Origin of the sequence: Sessilibacter corallicola (assembly GCF_021290925.1) — a bacterium.
Lineage (GTDB): Bacteria > Pseudomonadota > Gammaproteobacteria > Pseudomonadales > Cellvibrionaceae > Sessilibacter > Sessilibacter corallicola.
Map to the genome: position 1 here is coordinate 1 of NZ_JAJSLX010000005.1, position 18,118 is coordinate 18,118.

The following is an 18,118-nucleotide window of genomic DNA, read 5'->3' on the forward strand; positions in this document are numbered from 1 at the left end:
CTCAGTAGTGAAACGATACATCGCCGATGGTAGTGTGGGGATTCCCCATGTGAGAGTAGGTCATCGTCAAGCTCTTAAATCTAAAAGGGCCATCCTAAGCGGATGGCCCTTTTTTTATGATTCATGTTTATGGTTCAGGGGTTATGCAGTGATGGGTTACTCATTGCTTGATTCCGATTCCTCTCGTTCTTCTGTCCCAACTTCTATCCCGGCACGCTAACCTTCTTGCCAGCGGGTGCCTTGTTCTAACGCTTGCCGCAAGCTAGAAATTGTTAGGCGTTCTTGCCTCAAAACTACATACATTGCTAAATCATCACCTATATGGGGCAAAGAATTTTACCTTCAGGTGACGTTCAAGAAGCAGACTGATTGATCTAAATGCTTTGTTAATCAAAGAAATGTATCCATTTAAATTTATGAGTTTTTTAAGATTGAAACAAAGCTTTTCTATTTAATTTGCTCGTCATCTTTTACTTTGGCGCAATAAGTAATGTTTGCAAAAAAATAGTTATTTTAAATTCGGTCGTCGATTAGCAAATTAGTTTTAACTAAAAAATAGTTAGACCCTTTTCTCATATACTTTTGACATCTGTTTCTTGCTTGTATTCAAATTAGTGTCTTTATCAAATTAATTGTGATTTTGTTAATGATATTCTGGGATTTAAATCATTAGCATTGCACAGTTAATAAGTAATTTTATACCAGTCTAAATATTCTAAGTTTTTATAACACTTTAGTTTCATTTGTGGGGGATAGAGATGCGGAAGTTGATATACCTAATGGCCTTAACAACAACTTTAGTTGCTTGTGGAGGAGGCGGCGGAGGTGGTGGTAGTAATCCGCCTGAATTTACCTCGGATGCAAGTGTCACGGTATTGGAAAATCGAACAGCAACGGGCTATGTGGCAACAGCTGTCAGTTCTGATGAAGGTGGTGTTACCTTCAGTATTGTGGGTGGTGAAGACGCGAATTCATTTTCTGTTGATGGAGCCACCGGTGAGCTTGCGTTTATTACGCCGCAGAACTTTGAAGCTCCAAATGACGGCAATGGTAATAATACATACTTGTTAACACTTCAAGCTACGGATGCAGAGGGCAACACATCAACGTTAGATCTTACTGTAAATGTTATTAATGAATTCAATCTAGGTATCACACAAACATTCCCCAGTGTAAACGCAAATTATGGTGGGGTTAACGAGGTTGTTGTCACTGGCCTTATTTCTGATTCAGAATCAGAAAATAATATTATCCCAATGGATGCCGTTGAATCCTTAACTGTTAACGGTGTTGAGATTGAACTTGATCCTCAAAATCCAGGTGCTTGGACGGCATCAATCCCGGCGGATCAAACTCTCAGATCATTAGATATTAGTTTGACGGATGCCAATGGAAATATTACAGAGGCTTCTCAGGCAGTTATTAATATTCCGGTATTCCGTCAAGTAACTCAAACTGTATACGACGAAGATTCTCAGCAGATCTATTTTATTGCTACTGTTGATGATGTCGATAGCGATCAGGGCTTCGTGTTTGCCTTGGGGAGATTTGATATAGCGGCAGCTACTTACGAAATTTTATCGGAACTTGACGAAGGCTCTGATTTTGCCATTGAAAACGCAGCTAATTTAATATTTGACTCAATGAACCAAAGGCTCATATATCGAGATAACTCAGTATTCCCGGATATTATTCGATTTGTTGAAGTTGATTTGTTAACAGGTAATCGTACGTTATTTGCTGATGTTGTAAATGATGATGACACGGACACTCGTGTAAATAACTTTGTCTATGATGAAATAAATAATCGAGGATTTTTAACGAAAGGAATTTCTGGTCAGTTGGAGCTATATTCAATTGACTTTAATTTAAATTCGTTAGCTGGGGTTATCAATCCAGACACGAATGAAATAATATCTAATATCGATCAGTTTACCTTGAATTCTAACGTTGATCGCATCTATTTTCTTTCATCTCCCGGAGACTTTTATAACTTAAATATTCTAGATTTGAGCGAAAATACATTACAAACTTTTTCAGAAAGCACTGTCAGGTCAAGAAGTGCAGGTAGAGGTAGATTATTTATTGATGAAGATAGGAATCGATTGATATTAGATCCTTTCGGTGATTATGCATTAATAGATAAATTAACGGGCGAAGTTGAATCGTTATTAACAAGCAGGGTTGGTAACGGCTTTATACAGTCTGGTACTTTGGGTTATGGACCTATATCTAATACATCTGTCGCCGCAACACGTGATGGGAGATTCGCGCAAATAGCAATAGATCAGGAAGTTACTGACTCATCTTTAGAGAATGAAGGGGTTATTACACCATTTTTACCGAGATCTGGTGATGGTCGACTCCTTGGTAGTACTGGTACTTTTTTTCTAAGCGAAAATAACGAATTACTTCGAGTAAACACTTTGGGAATCTTTGCAGTTAATTTGCAAAATGGTGATCGTTCAGAGGTGACGGCGGATTTTCCTGATATTTCCAATGCTTCTGCTATTGATTCTGTTGTATTTGATCAGAATGACAACCGTGTTTTTGGCTTTACTGTCGGTCTTCCTTTTGGTGATTTTGCTGGTAGATTCTCTGTGTATGAGCTAGATTCGGATACTACTACAGTTCTTTCCGAAGTCCCTTTGAGTGAAGCAGAGGATGTATCCGGTAATAGTCCAATTACTATTGGGAACAGTAATCGAGGATCACTTTTACATGATGTGGATAGAAATCGAATTATCACGGCGGTAACTCGGTTTGACACCACTATTCGCTATTTCTCGGTTGATACTGACACAGGTGAAAGAACCCCGCTCTTCAATGACTTTGATCCTGAAGCTAGTCCACTTTTTGGCGATAATATTTTACGAGTATTTGATCAATCCAGTGATGTTATCTTAGTATCGAATGGTGAGAGAGATTCTCTTTATCGATTTAATTTAACGACACAAGAGTTGGCATTGGTTTCAAGTGATACATTGGGTGATGGGCCTGCTGGCGTATTTACCAATCAATCTGCGATAACTACTGACTTTGACAATAATCGGGTCTTGATTGCATCTGATAATACTATTCATGCTGTTGATCTAACGACAGGGAATCGAAGTGTATTGATTGCATCTGATGAGTCTGGACCAGTGTTTTTAAATCCAGGTGCTATTGAATTAAGTGAAGATAGCGAGCGTCTTTATGTAAGTAGTAGGACTAGAGGGCTAATTCTTTCTATTCATTTAGCCAGTGGTCAAAAGACAATTTTATCTGATTGATTACGATCCATCTCCTTTCAAACGCTCGGCCTTATGCTGGGCGTTCCTTTCTTCTATCTAGCTTAATTTTCTCTGTCTACATTTGTATCTATTTTGTCTTGCTGTATTAAAAATTAGAATTTTTATCAGGACGTTCTGGGATTTAAATCATTAGCATTGCACAGTTAATAAGTAATTTTATACCAGTCTAAATATTCTAAGTTTTTATAACACTTTAGTTTCATTTGTGGGGGATAGAGATGCGGAAGTTGATATACCTAACGGCCTTAACAACAACTTTAGTTGCTTGTGGTGGAGGCGGCGGAGGTGGTAGTGATGTGCCTGAATTTACCTCGAGTGCAAGTGTCACGGTATTGGAAAATCGGACAGCAACGGGCTATGTGGCAACGGCTGTTGGTTCTGATGAGGGTGGTGTTACCTTCAGTATTGTAGGCGGGGAAGACGCAGATTCATTTTCTGTTGATGGAACTACAGGTGTTCTTACATTTATTACACCTCAGAACTTTGAAGCTCCAAATGACGGCAATGGTAATAATTCATACTTATTAACACTTCAAGCTACAGATGCAGAGGGCAACACTTCAACGTTAGATCTTACTGTAAATGTTACTAATGAATTTAATCTAGGTATCACACAAACATTTCCCAGTGTAAACGCAAATTATGGTGGGGTTAACGAGGTTGTCGTTACTGGCCTTATTTCTGATTCAGAATCAGAAAATAATATTATCCCAATGGGTGCCGTTGAATCCTTAACTGTTAACGGTGTTGAGGTTGAACTTGATCCTCAAAATCCAGGTGCTTGGGCGGCATCAATCCCGGCGGATCAAACTCTCAGATCATTAGATATTAGTTTGACGGATGCTAATGGAAATATTACAGAGGCTTCTCAGGCAGTTATTAATATTCCGGCGTTCGGTGTTGTTCTCGAAACTGCATATGACGAAGTTTCTCAACAGATTTATTTTATTGCTAGCAGCGATGACATTAGCCCTGATGTAGGTTTTATCAATTCTTTATGGAGATTTGATATCGCGACAGCAACTTACGAGATGATATCTGAGACGGAGCAAAACTCTGACTTTTCGATTAATGATGCATCTAATTTAATATTGGATTCAGTCAATCAGAGATTAATTTATCAGGATGATTCGGTATTTCCTAATACTATCAGATTTGTTGAGGTCGATTTACTAACAGGTAATCGTACGTTATTTACTGATATTCCAAATGATGACACTACAGACTTTAGCATAAATAGTTTTGTATACGATGTATTAGAGAATCTGGGATACATAACAAAAGGGGCATTTTCTCGACAGGAATTGTATTCCATTGATTTCAATTTAAATGTTCTGAGCGAGGTACTCGACCCAGATACCAACCAAGTTTTATCTGATGTAGATGATATTGGTTTAGATGTAGAGAGTGATCGCCTGTATTTTCTCACTTCTCCAGGTTCTCTTTCGAATTTGAATGTCCTCGATATAGAAACAAATACCTTACAGAGGTTCTCTGAAAATAGATTTAGATCCAATGGTCGTGGCAATTTGTTTGTTGATGAGGCCAGAAATCGATTGGTGCTTGATAACTTTTTTGATCTAGCTTTGATCGATAGGTTAACAGGGGAAATAGAGCGATTAGAAACAATTGGAGTTAATAATCTTTTTTTACAACGTGGCACTTTCGCCTATGGTGCTTCGACCAACACCTCTGTTGCCGCAACAAGTGATGGAAGGTTTGCGCAAATAGGAATAGATCAAGAAATTAGTGATCCTTTATTAGAAAATGATGGTGTTATAACGCCATTTCTACCTAGGTCTGGTTCCGGTGATAGTATTTTTTCGGCTGATTTATTTTTTCCTGATGAAAACGATAATTTATTTGCGATCACCTCGACAGGTGTTTTTACAATCGATATCCAAAATGGAAATCGCTCAGTAGTAACAACGGATTTTTCTAATAGGACAAATACGGTGGTATTTGATCAGGATAATAATCGCTTTTTTGGTTCTAGCTCTGACTTCCTTTCTGGAGATGATATCGCAGATCGGTTTTCCGTATTTGATGTGGCTTCAAATACTATTACAGTTCTTTCTGAAATTTCGTTAAGTGAGACAGATACAGTTGGTAATAGTCCTGTCACAATTGGACGTCGCAATAGAGCTGCGCTCCTAAACGATGTAAATAGGAATCGAGTTATTGCGCCTGTAATTAATATTCGAACAACGATCCGCTACTTCTCGATTGACACTGATACTGGAGAAAGAACTCCCTTATTTGAGGCATTGAATACCGAGTCTAACCCTCTTTTCGGTAATGATATTTTATATGCATTCGATCAATCTGGTGATGTCTTGTTGGTATCCAATGGGGAAAGAGATGCTCTTTATAGATTTGATTTAACAACAGAAGAACTGACGTTGATCTCGAGTGATATGTTGGGTGACGGACCTGTAGGAGTGTTCACCAATCAAGCATCTATGACTACCGACTTTGATAATAATCGGATCTTGATTGTGTCTGATAACACTATTCATGCTGTTGATTTAACAACGGGGGATCGAGTTGTTTTGGTTGCACCAGATGAATCTGGTCCCTCATACAGATCTCCTGGAGCCGTTGAGTTAAGTCCAGATGGCGAGCGTTTATTTATTTATGAATTATCTATTGGGGCGACTATATCTATTCATCTAGCCAGTGGCCAAAAGACGATTTTATCTGAATAATTCCAGTTTTGTTTATTAAACGCCCGGCCTTATGCTGGGCGTTCCTACCTAAACAATCACGCCTGGAATCAGAATACTCGCTTATTTACTTAATTAACTGTGATGTCAGTAAAAGCCAGTTTCTACCTTCTTATTCCAAGTCTGTCTAGCATCCAATCAGAGCTGTTGTACTAATACTGACCAGGTTTGTATTTGCTTTGTATGATATTTAATCGTATCGACTAAAGTAGCGGTAGATTAGATCAGGACAATTAATTATAAAGACCATGTGCTGAGAATACTTCAGTATGAATATTGTGTCACAGTGACGCGATATGGGCTGCTCAGGATGAGCTGAGAGTTGATTTAATAATTAAAAGCTTTTAGGCCCTAGATGTTTTCAGTAACTTTTCAATAATGTTAAACAACACCAGTTATTGGAATTCATCTGAATTGAGCGAGAAATGAATGGTTAACAATTCACTCAGCTCGAAAATTTTTCCTCGATACAGATGCTGTTTTCAATGATTAGGATTGAAATTTCTGTGACTCTCCCAAAGCGCTTGATTTCTTGAGTGCTTTCTTGATCACTTCCTGCATTTTTGTACCGGGAATTGTCCCCTAAACCCAAAAATAATTAGAGAACAGATTTTCTAACGATCGAATGTTGCTCGTTCTGAGCTAAGTCAATTTGAGTGAATCTGATTCTGGAGGCAGTTAATTATGGACGGCGGAAATCCCAGTAGTAGCTACAAAGATCTTCACAGACCACAATCGGAATTTAATTCACGAGAAGAATACCTAGAAAACGAACTTAAAATTATGTCGCCAAAACGCTGGCGTCCTAATTTACCTTTCCGAGATTATCGATTTGAATTCGAAGATCTCGTGCCAGGATTAGCCGCAACCATTGGTAAAATTGTGATGGTGGCGGCTGTTGCAGGTGCTTTTGCAGTGCCTCTTGGTCTCGATAGTTCCTTTGTTATTGAAAATGCGCGCTTTGAGATGCTAATTGCAGCAGTCTTATTTGTACTGCTGATTAATGGCTTCTTTAATCCAACCGCCAACTTACCTGGCACTCATGGTCCGTTGATTCCATTGATTCCATTGATCGTTGCCGCCGGTGGCCACCCAATGGCCTTCGGGATTATGGTCGGTGTGCTCGGATTTATTTTAGGGGTGTCGAAAGGGGGGAGTTTACTCGCTAAACTCACCAGTAAAGGGGTGTGCGGAGGATTGCTGCTCTACCTCGGTTTTATTGGTATCACAAGCCAAATTAAAGCGCTTTATGCATGGGCTGATGGTTTCGGTGCAGGCTATGTCGCGTTTGTTATTATTTTCGCTACCATCATCATGTACGCCTACCTTGAGCATGTACGCTTGCGATGGTTAGCCATTCCTGTGGGTTCTTGTTTGGCTGCGGTTATCGCTTTTGCCCTTGGTGCACCGTTTGAGTTTGTAACCGAGCCAGGTATTCCAAACTTAAACCCAGCGTACTGGTGGGGCGAAGACACCGGTTGGAAATTAGGTCTTCCTGACGTTTCACACTTTTTAGCGGTGGCACCTTTTGCAATTTTAGCGGTAGCAATGTGGTCTCCAGATTTCTTGGGCCATAAAGTCTTCCAAGAGTTGAACTACCCCAAAGGCTCAGATCGAGTCTTGATGAAAATTGATGACACTATGATGGTTGCTGGTGCTCGTCAGGTTGTTGGTACCGCGTTAGGTGGTGGTAACTTAACCTCATCTTGGGGAACCTACATGGTGCCCGCGGCGATTGCTAAACGCCCAATTCCAGCGGGTGCGATTTTAACTGGCGTACTTTGTGTAGTTGCAGCTTTGTGGGGTTACCCAATGGACCTTGCTGTTTGGCCGCCAGTATTGCGTGTTGCATTGCTTGTTGGTGTGTTTGTACCGTTACTTGAAGCTGGCATGCAAATGACTCGTGAAGGTAAAACTTCTCAATCCGCAGCGGTTGTTATTTTCTCTTCGGCAATGGTTAACCCGGCATTTGGTTGGTCACTGACCATGTTGCTTGATAACTTAGGGTTAATTGGCGATAAGGAAGAGAAGAAAGATTTAAGCCACATGCACCGTTGGATTATTCCAGGCATTGTCTTTGTGTTGCTAACAGGCATTCTTGCGGGCATTGGTCAGATTCCAGGAATCCCAGCCTTCTTCTAAAAATAAAAAGATACAAAACTATCGGGCACGTTAAAGTGCTCGATAGCCTTCGTTGCCATTCAGTTTTTCTCAGCGCCCAGCTTTCTTCTCTATTTTCATGCCTTAAAAATTCAGTCAGTTTGATCAACTAATTCATAAAATTAGAATTTTCGTTGTAGCTATAAGTCTGATTGTTTGTCACTTAGATTTATGATTTATAAAAATTGATTTTTCCTAGATTAAATAAATCTACCCGCTTTTCATTCATGTGACTTGTTTATAGCAATAGAAATAAAACGTATTTTGAATTTTGTTTGTATGTGCGATCAAAAAAATTAACTACAAATGTTATAAAATTTTGATGCGCTAATTTCAGAAATGATTTATTTCTCCGTGGGTTTCTTGATTGTTTTTGTAATTTTCTAAACGTATTTATTGCGAAGAAAATAGGTGGCTCGGTGATCGGTGCTTTATAGGTATCCGTTAAAAATTGTTTGTTGACCGTATTGTTAATCCGTTACAAGAAAACATAAAGCTGACTATTTCAAAAATAAATTGTTAGGAAGTTAATGTTTCTCAACGAATTGAAATAATTTTTTATAGCTAATACTGATAGAAATGACAGTGAGGGAAAATAATTTCTTAAGTTGTTAAATTATTCGTTTTCAACAATATCTTTTGGTCACTATAGTTGAAGGTCGAAATGCAGTTGCCTATTTGTCTTCGATGAAAAATCAAAAGTAAACACTCAGTATAAATTTGAGGCTAGTTACTAACTGTACGTTGTTCACTTATCTTCTTGTACAAGAAATCAGTTGGAATTTCTTGGGGAACAACTAATTTCAATTGCTGATTCCATGAACCTTATCACTAAACCAGAGAATTTATAGAGCAATGAGCAAATTATTTGTCCGATTGATCACAGTAAAATCACTTTTAAAAATTAGTCTTGCAACCGTAATGCTGGTCATTGCTCAATTTTCTATGGCGGCGAAACCCTGGGGGCCAACCCTCACACACTTAGCTAAAGCGGTTAATACCACGGCCGTGGTTGAGATCGAAGAGTCGGCGGGTATTGATGATGGCTGGGTGAAAATAAAAGTGATCGAAACTGTTCTCGGTCAAACTGCGCCTGCAGAAATTATTAATTTAAGAATCAAAAACGATAGCTTCAAAGGTTTCACAAAAGGTGAACGCAAATTGGTTACGTTTTCTTACTTGAGAAAACACCCTACTTTGCGCGACGAATACATTGATGATCCTAAAGGACCAAGAATTTTGGATATAAGAGGCGTTACTACTTTGGCGGCTTTTGATTATTCAGATGACTTGAAAACCTTATTCGAGTTACAAAAGAAAGTTCACGAACTTGATTCCGATTTTAAGAAAGAGGCATTTCTTGTAAAGAACTCTAACCTGCTTGTCAGTCAGGTAGCAAAAGCTGGTGATGCGCGAACTCAACGTCTGTTAATTCCCGAGATTTTATTGCGTGAAGATCTGTACTCGGTTTTTAGCAAAAAGCAATCAGCACAATTGTTGAAAGCATTGGCGCAATCTGAACGCGGCAATGAGATAGACAGTTTATTCTTCGATGCGATGTTAAAAATTGAATCTACCAACGATAAAAAATTATCGAAATTAGCGTTGAAGAAACTGGATCAATCGAATCCACACGTAAACTTAGCAAGCTTTGAAGCAACGATAGTGGTTACGGCATTAAAGGCGTCAACCCAATCCAGCAGTAAGAAAAGCATTAAAACCATCGCTAAGTTTGTCGATAGCAATTCTCCGGCAATCGTTAAACAAGCCATCCGCTCAATGGATGCCATTAACCCCAATAAAGCGAGAGAAATCTTAGAAAACATGGAGTTGTCAGACGAAGCTCATCGTGATTCTAAGCAAGCTATTGCCGCGTATCTAAAACAATAGGTTATCAACAATTCTTTTCGGATGTCCCAGTCAACCGATCTTTTTCCATTAAGTCGTCACGGCTTAATGGATCAAGACCGGAGTTCCAGTAGCTCCGGTTGGAGATTTATCAGTTCTTGAATAAATCTCAGTTCAGTAACGTGAACAGCACGTCGCTATTCATATTTCGCTGCAAATTTGTATGCCTGTATTCCGTAAGTCATTAACAAGGTATTGATCTGGTCAATTGGTACTGCAGTTATTGGCTTATTTCTAAAACGGTTACACCCCTACATTTTGCAGATTTACTCATTAAAGGATTTTAGTGGAGCTAATTAATGCAAAAATCTAACTATCGGAGCAAGTTTGCGGCCTTTGGCGCAGGCGTTGCTCTATTGGCTTCGGCCGTAGGGCAAGCTGTCGCTGAAGAGGCAACTGCTGTTGGTGCCCCAGTGTGGCAAAAAGCGGGTGCTTTCGAGATGATGGTTCGCAAGCCCGTTCAGTTTGATCACACTGGTGAGAGAATGGACGCGTTAATCGCGAAAATGCCACAGCGTGCAGCCAACGCAACACCTGCTGCAAGCCGAGTGATTCCCAACAAATTTAATACTGGTGTGCCTCTAGCGCCTCAGCCGCCTTTAGCATCGGACTTTGTTGATCCGATGATGAGCGAGCCAACACCGTTAACGCCGACCGCTGGTATCAGCGTTGCAGGCCCAAGCAGTGACGATAACGCCGCTGTTATCGGCGGCCGTATTGCTCCGCCAGATATTTCCGGTGACGTGGGTCGTGAATTCGTCGTGGCATACGCCAACTTGGTGTGGAGCTACTACGACAAGCAAGGTAATCTCGTCGGTGGTCCTTTCCCAGGTAACAGCTTCTGGGCAGGCTTTGGCGGTCGTTGTGAAACCGACAACAGCGGTGACCCAATCACCATCTACGATCACTTGGCTGATCGCTGGGTAGTAAGCCAGTTTGCGGTATCACAAGCGCCATTCCTACAGTGTTTCGCGATTTCTGACACCAATGATCCTGCCGGTCCGTACACTCGTTACGCTTACGAGATCGTTCCTAACGATTTCAACGATTACCCGAAAATTGGCTTGTGGTCTGACGGTGCTGAGCAAAGTGCTTATCATGCGACTTTCCGCCAGTTCACCAATGGTCAAAGCTTTGCTGGTATCGATGCGGTAGCGTTTGATCGTGACGCTATGCTTGCCGGCGATCCAAACCCAACAGCATTGGTTGTTCGTATCAACACTAACGCAGTGCCAGACGGCATTCAGCCTGCGCACATCGATGGTGGCGAAACTGCACCGGAAGGCAGCTGTGGTCTTTACGGCGCGGCGCTAAACAATGGCGATAACGACGGTTATCTTTTCTGGGAGTTCTGTGCGGACTTTGAAAACCCAACAAACTCTACCTTCGACGCTAAGCCGTTGTTGACTGAGGGTGTTCCACCTTGGGCGTCTTCGGGTCAAGTACCGCAACCGGCACCAGGCGATGCGTTGGATGACCTCGACTTCTTCACCATGTACCGTTTCTCTACGCGTTTCTTCCCTGGCGAAGGCATGAAAGGGGTGATGGCGCACACGGTTGAAACTGGTAACACCACCGCTGGCATGCGTTGGGCGACCTTCGACTTGGCTGATACCAATGCGATTTCCGTTGATGATACCGGTACTTTAGGTCAAAACGACGGTATCCATCGCTGGATGGGTGCGGCCACCTTCGACCAAATGGGTAACATTGGTATTGGTTACACCGCATCAAGCGAATCCTTGTTCCCATCGGTACGCTTCACTGGCCGTGAAACCACTGACCCTGCAGGCACGCTTCAAGCTGAAGGTGTGTGTGTTGACGGAACCGGTGTCCAAACTGGCGTCAGCCGTTGGGGTGATTACTCAACGACCGCAGTTGACCCAGTGGACCAATGTACTTTCTGGACCTTCCAAGAATACGTTGAGCTTACCGGTACCTTCCAATGGAGCACCCGCGTGTGTAGCTTCAGCTTCGATTCTTGTACTGGAGACGATCCAACACCACCAGAGAACGAAGCGCCTGTTGCTAACGCTGGCCAGGATTTCTTCATCCTACGTCAAACCAGAGGTAACCTAAACGGACGCGCTTCAAGCGACGCCGACGGTACTATCGTTTCTTACAACTGGGTTTCAAGCAGCAACCGATTACGCATCCGTAATCCTGATTCTGCAAGCCCGCGCATTCGTGCGCGCAATGTAAGACGTGAAACCCCAGTCACCGTAACTCTAACCGTTACTGATGATCAGGGTGCCACTTCTCAGGATATCGTTATCGTGACGATTCTTCCTGAAAACAAGTAAGCGATCATTACTTGATCGATAAAGGGGTGCTTGTCACCCCTTTATTGTCTAAAGCCGGAAAAAACTCAAAAAACTGATCATTTACTTCTCCCCCTGTTCGTCAAAGTAAGTCTGTTTGTACAAAACGCTCAACCGTATGAAAAACAACGTTGGTAGATTCATGACTAATCCACGCGATGCATTTAACGTTTTACCTCAACTGGCGGTGTTATCCGTCGCTATCGCTGCGGTCAATACGCAGGTGTTTGCATCGGAATCGGAGGGCACTCACACTGAGCCTGCGCGTCAAGAGCGCCTTTTAGAAACTGTGTTAGTCACAGGTAACCAATCGCAAGCAAAAAAAGTCGCCTCCGAAACCCAGTATTTTTTAAGTGCCGAAGAGACCGATCTTATTCGTGGTATTTCCAGCGAAGATTTAATCGCTAAATTGCCTTCGGCCAATATCACCACCAATTCTCGTGGTGAAACCCTCGTTAATATTCGCGGCGCCGGTGAGCGCCAACTGGCGGTATTTTTTAACGGCGCCTTAGTGAATGTGCCTTGGGATAATCGCTACGATCTCGAATTGTTACCAGCCAATGCCATCAGCAGCGTTGCAACCGCAACCGGAACGCTCTCTCCTCAATACGGCGTGAATGCATTAAGCGCTGTATCACTGCAACCGAAAACCGAATTACAAAACTCTGATAACTTTCAAATCGACGCGCAATTCGGATCTCAACAACAGCGCGGCGTTGATGTTGTCGGATCGATCAAAAGACACGAGCACGATTTTATTCTTGGCTTAGGCTCTTATGAGCGCGATGGTGTTTCGCTGTCTAATGATGCAAATTTAGAATTCCACCAAACCGACAACGATGTAAGAACCAACACCGATTACGATCGCCAGAATTTATTTTTTCATTACGGTTATGAACAGAGCACCTGGGACATTTCTGCTTCTGTTATTTATGCCGACATAGAGCGCGGCATCGCTCCTGAAAGTGATCGTCCGGCAGATGATGTGCGTTTTTGGCGTTACCCCAAAGCTGACACCTTTATGGCCATCGTCAGTGGCTCGGCGGTGATTAATGCCAACAGTGAAATTACCGCAACCGCTTGGGTGCAGGATTATCAACAAACCATCAACAGCTACACCGATTCCAGTTATTCGATTATCGATGCGGTGCAAGAAGACGACGATCAAACGCAAGGTTTGCGATTTATTTATACCTACGATTTTGATCTGGCCAGCCTTAACTTTTCTGGAAATTATCTGCACAGCGAGCACGACCAAAAAGAAACCGATTTTGATCCAGCCGGGTTCGCACTCAATCCTGACGCGCCGACTCTTAAGTACAGCCAAGATTTAATCAGTACGGGTTTAGATTTTGAAGCCCAACTTGTGGAAGGCGTATCGCTGGAATTGGGTGCTGGGATCGACAGCGTACACTACATTGATACCGGAGAACTGCCAGGGATCGATAATTTCAGCGAACCGGTTTTGCGTGCAGGCATCGCTTGGCAAGTCAATGATTCATTCACACTGCGCGGCGCCGTTGGAGAAAAGTCTCGCTTGCCAACGTTGCGTGAATTATTTGGTGCGGCGTTAAATCGATTTTTAATTAATCCCGATTTAAAACCCGAAACCATTGTTTCTACCGAAGTCGGTTTCGACTGGCATTTTTATCAGAACAATATTTCCGTAACGTTGTTTGATCAAAACCTTGATGACACCATTGATCAACGTCGAGTCGATGGATTGCGTCAGCGCATTAATTTAAAAGGCTCCCAAGTGACGGGTATTGAGTTTAACAGTCACTGGGGAATTTCTGATTCTTTATCGCTTATCGCCCAGGCAACCATTACCGACGCGCGCCGTAAAGTGTCTTCTTCTGAAGAGCCTGATGTGCTTTCCGAGCGTCCAGAAAACTTCGCGCGCTTGCAACTCGATTATCAATTTCAATCCGATAAAAGTCTTTACTTAGAAGCACAACACCGAGGCAAAAGTTTCTCGCCCGACCCTAGCGGTGATTTTCAAGAGCTCGATGACGCAACGCTGATTAACTTAGGGTTAGATTGGAATTTAGAAAGCCTAACCGGAAATAATCAAATGTCTCTGTATTTGCGAGCAGAAAATATCACCGATGAATTTTATTTGCCGCAGTCAGGTTTGCCCGCAGCAGGAATGAGTTATCGGGTTGGGGCTCGGTTTCAATATTAATTTTGACTTGCATCAATAATAAATGAACGAGTTTTAATGTTTTTATTGAAGCTCGTTCGCACTCCCTTTTTTAAGTGCCAGCCCTCCAGCTTGTCTTATTTTAAAATTTAGCATTTTCAGTCTCTCCAATTTTTCTTCTTTTAAAATTAATCTCTATTGGGTTTCGAAAACAGTTTTTCGCAAGCGTGCATTTCTCTTGCTGAGATTAAGTTATTGTCATGGTTAAAGAGAAAGGTTGTGTTTTTAAACTGTTATTGGTGAGTGATTAAATGCAATTGATTCTTAGTAAAGTTTAATTTTTTTAATTGTTGGTTTGGTCAGAGTTTCGGTATTAAAAAACAGCTCTCAATGTTGTCTGTCTGGAAAAAAATTAAATAAGATTTGTCATATTTTATTCGAAAAAAGCAGTCATTTTCAGTCAAAAACTGACAGATATAACAGTGAGGAGAAATAAATTTCTAACTTGTTAAATTATCTAATTCCAACAATATTCATTAGTCTCTATAGTTGAGTGCGAAATGTAAATTATTAAACGTATTATTGGAGCCTAGAAAATTAACCGTTTGGTATAAGTTAGATCAGCTCATGTATGTACGTTGCTCATCTAATTTAAGATGAAAATATCTGATAAATTGTTATTAGTAACGCTGAGTAAACGGCTGCCATTTATTAATCAGTGAATTTTCTTTCTGGGTGATTCATCCGTAAAACTTTTTTCATCAAGTGTTTTGCTTGATGGATCAAGCAGCCGGTTTTTTAAAAATCCGGTGCGGGTTTTATTGGCCTTAAATAAAACCTACGTCAGTGAAATAAGCAGTACCTCACTATTTATATTCAGCTGCAAATCCGAGTGCCTGTAATCCGTGAGCCATTAACAAGGTATTGATCTGGTCAATTGATATTTTCGGTAATGTCGTGTGCAAACAAATCGGTGGCAGGCTTTCAGTTTGCGGTTTTACCCATTACTTGATTTTTAGTGGAGCTATTTAATGCAAAAATCTAACTATCGAAGCAAGTTTGCGGCCTTTGGCGCAGGCGTTGCTCTACTGGCTTCGGCCGTAGGGCAAGCCGTCGCTCAAGAGTCAACGGCTGCTGGCGACACCGAGTGGCAGCAAGCTGGTGCTTTCCAGATGATGGTTCGCAAACCCGTTCAATTCGATCGCACTGGCGAGAGAATGGACGCGTTAATCGCGAAAATGCCAAAGCGTGCAGCCAATGCGACACCTGCGGCTAGCCGTGAAATTCCTAACAAATTCACCACCGGTGTGCCTTTAGCGCCACAAGCACCGTTAGCGTCGGATTTTGTTGATCCAATGTTGAGCGAGCCAACGTTGTTTACCCCGATTGGCGGTGTCAGCGTTGCAGGCCCAAGCAGTGACGACAACGCCGCTGTTGTTGGTGGTCGTATCGCTCCGCCAGATATCTCCGGTGATGTCGGTCGTGAATTCGTTGTGGCATACGCCAACTTGGTGTGGAGCTACTACGACAAGCAAGGTAATCTCGTTGGCGGTCCTTTCCCAGGTAATAGCTTCTGGTCTGGATTCGGCGGTCGCTGTGAAACCGACAACAGCGGTGACCCAATCACCATCTACGATCACCTGGCTGATCGCTGGGTAGTGAGCCAGTTCGCGGTATCTGAAGCGCCGTTCCTTCAGTGTTTCGCGATTTCTGACACCAACGATCCTGCTGGTCCTTATACTCGTTACGCCTATGAAATCGTTCCTGGCGACTTCAACGATTATCCAAAAATTGGCTTGTGGTCTGATGGCGCTGGTCAAAGTGCTTACCACGCAACTTTCCGTCAGTTCGCCAATGGTCAAACCTTCGCTGGTATCGATGCAGTAGCATTCGATCGTGACGCTATGCTTGCCGGTGATCCAAACGCGCAATTCGTGGTTGTTCGTATCAATACCAATGCCGTGCCAGACGGTATTCAGCCTGCGCACATCGACGGCGGTCCAACCGCTCCTGCAGGTAGCTGTGGTCTTTACGGTGCTGCGCTGAATAACAACAACAACGACGGTTACCTGTTCTGGGAATTCTGTACCGATTGGAACAATCCTGCGAACTCAACCTTCGATGCTAAGCCGTTGTTAACGGATGGTGTTCCAAACTGGGCGTCTTCGGGTCAGGTACCACAACCGGCACCGGGTGATGCGTTGGATGATTTGGATAACTTCACCATGTACCGCTTCTCTACGCGTTTCTTCCCAGGACAGGGTATGAAAGGTGTAATGGCGCACACAGTTGAAGCGGGTAACACCACCGCAGGTATGCGTTGGGCAACCTTTGATCTTGATAACCCAGATGCCATCACTCTTGATGACACGGGTACTCTCGGTCAAAACGACGGCATCCATCGTTGGATGGGGGCGGCGACCTTCGACCAAGTCGGTAACATCGGTATTGGTTACACCGCTGCGAGCGAATCTTTGTTCCCATCGGTACGTTTCACCGGCCGTGAAACCACCGATCCAGCAGGTACACTTCAAACCGAAGGCGTGTGTGTAGACGGAACTGGTGTGCAAACCGGTGTAAGCCGTTGGGGTGATTACTCAACAACTGCGGTTGACCCAGTCGATCAATGTACTTTCTGGACCTTCCAAGAATACGTTGAGCTTACCGGTACCTTCCAGTGGAGCACGCGTGTTTGTAGCTTCCGCTTTGCGTCGTGTACTGGTGAAGAGCCACCACCGCCACCACCTGCAAACGTTGCTCCTGTAGCGGATGCTGGCGCAGATTTGACGGTTCCACGTCGCTCAAGCGGTACTTTAGACGGCACAGGCTCAGTTGATTCAGACGGCACCATTGTTTCTTACTCTTGGGTAAGCAGCAGCCGTACCGTAAACATCAGCAACCCAACATCGCCAACGCCGAGCTTCACCACTCGTAACGTCCGACGCGACACCCCAGTCACCGTTACTTTAACCGTTACAGATGACGACGGCGCAACCTCAACCGATACCGTTGTTGTTACCGTACTTCGTTAATATCAAGTCTTTATGATTTGAATGGTAAAGGGGCACATGTTGCCCCTTTATTGTTTATACTCAAAAATAATTCAGCATCCAAAATATCTCAGCAAAAAAGTATCGGAATAAAATATTATTTTATGGATAAAAAAATATTAAAATTGAAAGAGGAATTGTTGCTCGGTTTAGAAAATTGGGCGGAAGGCAAGATAGATGAAAATACCATGCTGTGTATCGCCGAGAACTTATTGGAAAAATACGGTTGGAAAGACTTCGGTAAAAACAAACCCGAATCCGTTGTTATGGAAGCGCTTTCTCAACTAGAAATATTGAATCATCAATTGATTTGTAAAGATGATATTCCCGCTATTAAACGATTTTTAGAAAATAATAAAAACCCGGAATCAAGTTGGGCGGATTGGGAAAGTTATTGGAATTCGGTAGATTTTAACGAAAGAGAAGGGCGGCTAAATGCTATTGAATTCTATAGGAGCCTCTGACTAACCTCAACATCACTCAGCGTGATCTCAAGCGTGCAGTTGCAAGGCGCCGT

Annotated in this window: 8 protein-coding genes; all 8 read left to right on the plus strand. The window is 42.6% G+C overall.

The window, feature by feature from the left end:
* The first annotated feature begins 779 nt into the window (after positions 1–779).
* The 8 genes from LU361_RS18655 (at position 780) to LU361_RS18690 (ending at position 18,065) form a co-directional block, all read left to right on the plus strand.
* On the plus strand, positions 780–3,272 hold the full coding sequence (locus LU361_RS18655; protein WP_233090676.1) for a cadherin repeat domain-containing protein: 2,493 nt from the start codon (positions 780–782) through the stop codon (positions 3,270–3,272).
* 239 nt (positions 3,273–3,511) lie between these two features.
* Complete coding sequence (locus LU361_RS18660; protein WP_233090677.1) at positions 3,512–6,001, plus strand: cadherin repeat domain-containing protein; 2,490 nt, start codon at positions 3,512–3,514, stop codon at positions 5,999–6,001.
* A 702-nt stretch (positions 6,002–6,703) separates the two neighbouring features.
* Positions 6,704–8,161, plus strand: coding sequence for a DUF3360 family protein (locus tag LU361_RS18665; protein WP_233090678.1), 1,458 nt, complete (start codon positions 6,704–6,706; stop codon positions 8,159–8,161).
* Between the two features lie 873 nt (positions 8,162–9,034).
* Positions 9,035–10,069: a hypothetical protein gene (locus tag LU361_RS18670; protein ID WP_233090679.1), complete on the plus strand. Its 1,035-nt coding sequence runs from the start codon at positions 9,035–9,037 to the stop codon at positions 10,067–10,069.
* Positions 10,070–10,386: 317 nt separating this feature from the next.
* Positions 10,387–12,390, plus strand: a complete 2,004-nt coding sequence (locus LU361_RS18675; protein ID WP_233090680.1) for a PKD domain-containing protein — start codon at positions 10,387–10,389, stop codon at positions 12,388–12,390.
* A 160-nt stretch (positions 12,391–12,550) separates the two neighbouring features.
* The gene (locus LU361_RS18680) at positions 12,551–14,593 is read left to right on the plus strand and encodes a TonB-dependent receptor (RefSeq protein ID WP_233090681.1); all 2,043 of its coding nucleotides are present in this window, start codon (positions 12,551–12,553) and stop codon (positions 14,591–14,593) included.
* Between the two features lie 989 nt (positions 14,594–15,582).
* Positions 15,583–17,583 (plus strand): PKD domain-containing protein, encoded by a 2,001-nt coding sequence (locus LU361_RS18685; RefSeq protein ID WP_233090682.1) that lies wholly within the window; start codon positions 15,583–15,585, stop codon positions 17,581–17,583.
* Positions 17,584–17,600: 17 nt separating this feature from the next.
* Positions 17,601–18,065: a hypothetical protein gene (locus tag LU361_RS18690; protein WP_233090683.1), complete on the plus strand. Its 465-nt coding sequence runs from the start codon at positions 17,601–17,603 to the stop codon at positions 18,063–18,065.
* Positions 18,066–18,118: the final 53 nt, after the last annotated feature.

Excerpts from the sequence above, each read along its gene's own strand:
- LU361_RS18680 (WP_233090681.1), top strand. The coding sequence starts at position 12,551 with ATGACTAATCCACGCGATGCATTTAACGTTTTACCTCAACTGGCGGTG.
- LU361_RS18685 (WP_233090682.1), top strand. The coding sequence starts at position 15,583 with ATGCAAAAATCTAACTATCGAAGCAAGTTTGCGGCCTTTGGCGCAGGC.
- LU361_RS18670 (WP_233090679.1), top strand. The coding sequence starts at position 9,035 with ATGAGCAAATTATTTGTCCGATTGATCACAGTAAAATCACTTTTAAAA.
- LU361_RS18655 (WP_233090676.1), top strand. The coding sequence starts at position 780 with ATGGCCTTAACAACAACTTTAGTTGCTTGTGGAGGAGGCGGCGGAGGT.
- LU361_RS18665 (WP_233090678.1), top strand. The coding sequence starts at position 6,704 with ATGGACGGCGGAAATCCCAGTAGTAGCTACAAAGATCTTCACAGACCA.
- LU361_RS18675 (WP_233090680.1), top strand. The coding sequence starts at position 10,387 with ATGCAAAAATCTAACTATCGGAGCAAGTTTGCGGCCTTTGGCGCAGGC.
- LU361_RS18660 (WP_233090677.1), top strand. The coding sequence starts at position 3,512 with ATGCGGAAGTTGATATACCTAACGGCCTTAACAACAACTTTAGTTGCT.